Below are 5,823 nucleotides of genomic sequence, written 5' to 3' on the forward strand. Positions count from 1 at the left end.
AGCCCCCATCTTCGACCTCGTCGACTACGGCGTCGTCGGCGACCTCTTCGACGTCGTCCCCGCCCTCACCGAAGAGATCAACACCCGCAAGGGCTGATCACCCCGAGGCCGGCCGAGGCCCCCGCGACCGCACGAACGGTCACGGGGGCCTCGCCTCATCCCAGGCGTAAGGAGGCAAGGACGGGAAAGTGGTCGCTGGGGTACTGGCCGTTGAGGGAGAAGGTGTCGATCGATGTCCGCTCGACCCTGACGCCGGGTGAGACGAAGATCCAGTCGATGCGGTCGCCGTTCGGCTTCGGCGGCCGGTATCTGGGATGGAACGTCCCGTAGAGCGGGCCCCGCCGGGCCGCCGCGTCCCAGGCGTCGACGAGACCGGTGCTGACCATGGTGTCGTAGGCGCGGTTGTCATGGGCGTAGGCGTTGAAGTCGCCCGTCACGACGACCGGCGACGTGCGGTCGAGACCGGCGATCCGCTGGATGATGAGGGTGGCGGCACGCTCACGGGCGTACTGGCTCGCGTTGTCGAGATGGGTGTTGAGGACGGAGAACTCGCGTCCGAGGTCGTTCAGATCCCGGAACCGGACCCAGGTGGCCGTGCGGGGGGTGTCCCCGCCCCAGGTTTCCGAACCGAGCACGTCCGGGGTGTCCGAGAGCGCGAACGTGTCGTGCTCGACAGGGGCGAGACGGCGGGTGTCGTAGAAGATCGCCGTGGACTCGTCGCCGCTGGTCCGCTCGCGGCCGGTGCCGATCCATGCGTAGTGCGGCGCGAGATCGGACTCGATGTCGCGCAGCTGCTGGTAGAGGCCTTCCTGGGTGCCGAAGACGTCCGGGGCCGCCCGGCGCAGCAGTCGGCTCGTCGCGGTACGGCGGTCGGCCCAGCTGTTGGGTTCTTCGGTGCTGGCGTACCGCAGATTGAAGGTCATCACCCGCACGGGAGGTGCTTGGTGCCCCGTGACCGGGGCGCGGAGAAGCTGGGGTGCCTGTGCCGAGGCGGACGAGCCGGTCGGGGCGGAGATCGCGGCGGCGCTGGAGAGGGGCACGGTGACCGTCGCGGCCAACAAGGCCTTCAGGCCCAGACGGCGGGTGACTCGGCGCTGGTTGGGCACAGGGGCTCCTTCGGTCGCACGGGCCGGGCGAGTCGCGCGTGGGGGGAGTTGTGCATCGAGCAGTCTGATACCCGGGTGTGCGTGGTGCCCGAACATGCCGAGGTCGGGGCGTGGTGGGCCGTGGACACGGTGTTGACCGGCCCGACGGTGCACGGATACCTTCATTCTACGGATTGTTGATTCCGTAGAGCGGAAAACAGGAGGGTGTGGGATGGGTCAGGGCCAGCAGGAGAAGGTGGCGACGAGTCTCGCGGGTGCCGTCAGCGAGGAGATCAGCGCCTCCCTCGCCCCGGTCGACGCCGAGCTGGAGCGCCGCTACCCCGGCGACCCCGGCACCCGTCAGCCCGTCCACACCGTCTACGTACCCGGTGACGCCTTCGCCGCCGACACCATCCGCTCCTGGGGCGACCAGGCCCTCGCGGCTCTGGACGAGCATGCCCCGGACGCGGCCTCCTTCGCGGCCGTCCTCGGCCTGTCCGACGAGCTCGCCGAGCCCGTCTACGCGCGCGTGCGCGCCAAGCTGGAGCGCGAGCCCATCGAGGACCTGCGCGTCGACTTCGAGGACGGCTACGGCCCCCGCCCGGACACCGAGGAGGACGATACGGCGGCCCGCGCGGCCCGGCTGATCGCGGAGGCGTACGAGAACGGGACCGCGGCGCCGTACATGGGCATCCGTATGAAGTGCATGGAGGCGCCGGTACGCGACCGGGGCATCCGCACGCTCGACATCTTCCTCACCGGGCTGGCGGAGGCCGGCGGGCTGCCCGACGGGCTGGTGCTGACGCTGCCGAAGGTGACGTACGCCGAGCAGGTCACCGCCATGGTGCGGCTGTTGGAGGAGTTCGAGAAGGCGCGCGGGCTCGAGCCCGGCCGGATCGGCTTCGAGATCCAGATCGAGACCAGCCAGTCCATCCTCGCCACCGACGGCACCGCCACCGTCGCCCGGATGATCCAGGCCGCCGAGGGCCGCGCCACGGGTCTCCACTACGGCACCTTCGACTACAGCGCCTGCCTCGGCGTCTCCGCCGCCTACCAGGCCAGCGACCACCCGGCCGCCGACCACGCCAAGGCGATCATGCAGGTCGCGGCGGCGGGTACGGGCGTCAGGGTGTCGGACGGTTCCACCAACGTGCTCCCGGTCGGCCCGACCGCGCAGGTCCACGACGCCTGGCGGCTGCACTACGGCCTCACCCGCCGCGCCCTCTCCCGCGCCTACTACCAGGGCTGGGACATGCACCCCGGGCACATCCCCACCCGGTACGCGGCCGTCTTCGCCTTCTACCGCGAGGGCTTCGAGCAGGCCGCCGCCCGGCTCGCCCGATACGCCAACCGGGCCGGCGGCGACGTCATGGACGAGCCCGCCACCGCCAAGGCCCTCAGCGGCTATCTGCTGCGCGGCCTGGACTGCGGCGCCCTCGACATCCCCGAGGTGGCCCGCGTGACCGGACTGACCCGGGCGGACCTGGAGGGCTTCGCGTCGCCCCGGCGCGGCGACCTGACCGTGTCCGCCAAGTAGCAGGCCCGTCACAGGAGTCACCACCGGCTGGCGTTGTCACCCCCGCCCCGTAGTCTGTAGCGCACGCATGGACGGGTCACAGGGACGGGGCAGGCGGTGTCTTCGGGGGAGATCTCAGGCGGGAACAACCAGGCCGACGGGACCGGTCGGCTGCTGGCGGGACGCTATCGCGTCGTGGCCCAACTCGGGCGCGGCGGCATGGGCGTGGTCTGGAGAGCCGTCGACGAGGTACTGGGCCGCGAGGTCGCCGTCAAGGAGCTGCGCACCTACAGCGACGCCGACGGGCCCGAACTCGACGGTCTGCGGCTGCGGATGCAGCGCGAGGCGCGGGCGGCGGCGCGGGTGCGCCACCCCGGAGTCGTCGCCGTGCACGATGTGACCGAAGTCGACGGACGCCCGCTGATCGTCATGGAACTGGTCGACGGGCCGTCCCTGGACGACGTGCTGCGCGAGCGCACGCTCGACCCGCACGAGGCGGCCCGCATCGGCGCCGAGGTGATGGACGCGCTGGCCGCCGCCCACCGGGCCGGTGTCCTGCACCGCGACGTGAAACCCGGCAACATCCTGCTCGAACGGTCGGGGCGCGTCGTCCTCACGGACTTCGGCATCGCGGCGATGGACGACCCGGGCGACGGCGCGGACACCCATCTGACCCGCAGCGGAGCCCTCGTCGGCTCCCTGGACTACCTGGCACCCGAGCGCGCCCAGGGTGCCGACGCGAGCCCGGCGTCCGACATCTGGGCCCTGGGAGCCACGCTGTACGCGGCCGTCGAGGGCTCCTCGCCCTTCCGCCGTACGTCGACGTACTCCACGCTCACCGCGATCGTCACCGAACCCCTCCCGGAACCCGAGCGCGCGGGCCCGCTCACCCCCGTCCTCCGACAGCTCCTCGACAAACGGCCCGAGACCCGCCCGGAGGCCGAACAGGCCAGAGTCCTGCTCCAGGCGGTGGCGGACGCGGGCGGCACGGACACACCGACGACGACGTTGCTCGGTGGCGAAGCACCGAGGACGGAGACGGAGCGCAACGGCCCGTCCCTGCCCACAGGGTTCCTCCTGCCGAAGAGGGGCGCGCTCGGCGCGCCGGGGACCGACCCGACGGCGCAGGGGCCCGGATCCGGCGAACCACAGGCGCAGTGGGGGCAGGAGGCCGGCTCCGGCGGGCAACAAGGGCAGACGGCACGGCGGGCCGGCGCCGGCGAGCAGCCCGGGCAAGCCGCCGCCGGCTTCGACTCCGGTTCCGCGCAGCCGACCGCACCACCGGGGACCGGCTTCGACTCCGCGCGACCCGCCGCTCATGCGACACCCGGCTTCGGCCCCGCCCAGGCCGCCGCGTCCGCGTCCCCCGGCTTCGGCCCGCCCTCCTCCCAAGGCCCGGTAGCGGAACTGGCATCGGCCCCCACCGGACCCATCTCCGCCTCGGCCTCCCCGCGCCGCAAGGGCCGTGTCCTGCTCGCCGCCGCGGCCGTCACCGTCGTCCTCGCGGCAGGCGGAGGCACCGCCGCCCTGCTGAACTCGGGGAACACGTCGGCCGACGCGGGCGCTTCCTCGTCCCGTACGACCGCCCGGGCCTCCGCGTCCGAGACCGACCGCACCGACGCCGACCACTCGGGCGACGCCAAGCCCACGGAACACGGCGCCAAGAAGTCCCCGACCCCGACGTCGACGACCGGCGAGAAGGGCGCGGCCACGCCCACCGGTGGTGCCACCTCCTCCGCCCCGACGAAGTCCTCGGCGGGCGGCACCACGGGCGGCGGCGGGATCACGGGCGGGACGTCCGGAGGCGGCACCACCGGTGGTGGAAACGGCGGTACGACGGGCGGCGGGAGCGAGACCAGCGCGGCCCCGGCCTGCACCTCCACAGGCGGCGGCACGTACAACTGCACGGTCTGGCGCACCGCCAAGTCCTACACCGCCTCCGGCACCGAGGTCGGTGTCCTGAACGCGGGCACCAACTATTTCTACTGCCAGCAGAACCTGGGCCGCCGCGAGACCTACGGCCAGTGGACCAACGTCTGGTGGGCGAAGACGGACGACGACAGCGGCAACACGAACGTCTACATCAGCGACGTCTACATACGGGGTGGGGACAACGACGAGCCGGTCCCCGGACTTCCTGTCTGCTGATCCCTGGTCTGCTGATCCCTCACGAACCTCTCCAGACCGGACTCCGTCACCAGCTTCTCCTCGGCGAACACCCGGGTACCCCGCTCGCACAGCCGCGCGTCGGCGCGGGCCCGTGCACAGAACTCCTCGGGTGTCACGCCGAACAGCTCCCTCAACCGGGCGGATCCGACGAGGAGTTCGGTGATGAGCTCCCGTTGGCCGGGGTGCCCGCGGGGCGCCTCCGTGCCGTTGTGCAGGACGCCGCGCCGGTTGACGTACACGTACGCACCGGGCAGCCGCGTGCCGTCCTCCAGCTCGAACCGCACCTCGGGCGCCGGCAGCCAGGCGCGCCGGTAGTTGCCGTACGGCAGCGGCACGCCCTCGCTGGCGTCGATCACGGCGAGCTGCTCGGCGTCGAGCCAGGTGAGGAACAACTCCCGTACGGCTTCCGGGGCTTCGAAGGGAGACGCGGACACATATCCCAGGCGGCTCACATGCGCGGAGACGCCCACATCGATGCCGGTGACCCGGGTGCGCACCATCGGGATGGGCGAGGTGATCCCGGACTCGGTCATCTTGTGGCGCAGTTGACCGGGGCAGGCGTTGGAGCCGACCGCGAGCACGGGGGTGCGGTCCTCGTGCACCAGACGGTCGAGGGGCTGCAGCCGATCGCCGTCGAGCAGCCCGGACTCCGCGGGCCAGACCCCTGGATAGAGAAGCGGTCGGTCGCGCGGCGCCTCGGCCAGTCCCAGTGCTTCGAGCGTACGGTCCTCCAGGTGTTCCACGGGCGGCCGGCCTGTCCGGCGGATCAGCTCGGCGTCGCGGGGTCTGGCACGCGTATCTGCCGCGTTGTCGTCACTCGCCATGGCTCCGCCGTGACTCCTTCCTCCGCCTCGCGGCCGCGCGGACCAGGCTCCGCTCGACTCGGTCGAGATCCACTGTGTCCTGCGGCCGACCCGCTCCGCCGGGCAGGCCCCAGGGGGTGTCCGGCGGAGCGGCTCGGCGTCTCGGGGGGCCTGGCACGCGCTCCCCCACTGCCTTGATGGCGTGGGGGACCCCCAGCCGCGTTGCCACCGGGTGCGCTACCCCGCCTGC

The 5,823-nt window shown here is 72.3% G+C and carries 4 protein-coding genes; 2 read left to right on the plus strand and 2 right to left on the minus strand.

Annotated elements, in window-relative coordinates; translation table 11 throughout:
• Nucleotides 1-155 precede the first annotated feature (155 nt).
• Nucleotides 156-1,106, minus strand: a complete 951-nt coding sequence (locus ACWC09_RS52015; RefSeq protein WP_450859267.1) for an endonuclease/exonuclease/phosphatase family protein — start codon at nt 1,104-1,106, stop codon at nt 156-158.
• Nucleotides 1,107-1,317: 211 nt separating this feature from the next.
• Here ACWC09_RS52015 and ACWC09_RS52020 point away from each other — a divergent pair, with 211 nt between their 5' ends.
• Both ACWC09_RS52020 and ACWC09_RS52025 read left to right on the plus strand, forming a co-directional pair.
• Complete coding sequence (locus ACWC09_RS52020; RefSeq protein WP_450859269.1) at nt 1,318-2,622, plus strand: DUF6986 family protein; 1,305 nt, start codon at nt 1,318-1,320, stop codon at nt 2,620-2,622.
• A gap of 96 nt (nt 2,623-2,718) precedes the next feature.
• Entirely contained in the window at nt 2,719-4,749 is a 2,031-nt protein-coding gene (locus tag ACWC09_RS52025; protein ID WP_450859271.1) for a protein kinase domain-containing protein, read from the plus strand.
• Here the strand turns inward: ACWC09_RS52025 and ACWC09_RS52030 are convergent.
• The gene (locus ACWC09_RS52030) at nt 4,695-5,594 is read right to left on the minus strand and encodes a hypothetical protein (protein WP_450859272.1); all 900 of its coding nucleotides are present in this window, start codon (nt 5,592-5,594) and stop codon (nt 4,695-4,697) included. The genes ACWC09_RS52025 and ACWC09_RS52030 overlap by 55 nt on opposite strands.
• Nucleotides 5,595-5,823: the final 229 nt, after the last annotated feature.

Source organism: Streptomyces sp. NPDC001617 (assembly GCF_053596855.1).

Excerpts from the sequence above, each read along its gene's own strand:
- ACWC09_RS52020 (WP_450859269.1), top strand. The coding sequence starts at position 1,318 with ATGGGTCAGGGCCAGCAGGAGAAGGTGGCGACGAGTCTCGCGGGTGCC.
- ACWC09_RS52030 (WP_450859272.1), bottom strand. The coding sequence starts at position 5,594 with ATGGCGAGTGACGACAACGCGGCAGATACGCGTGCCAGACCCCGCGAC.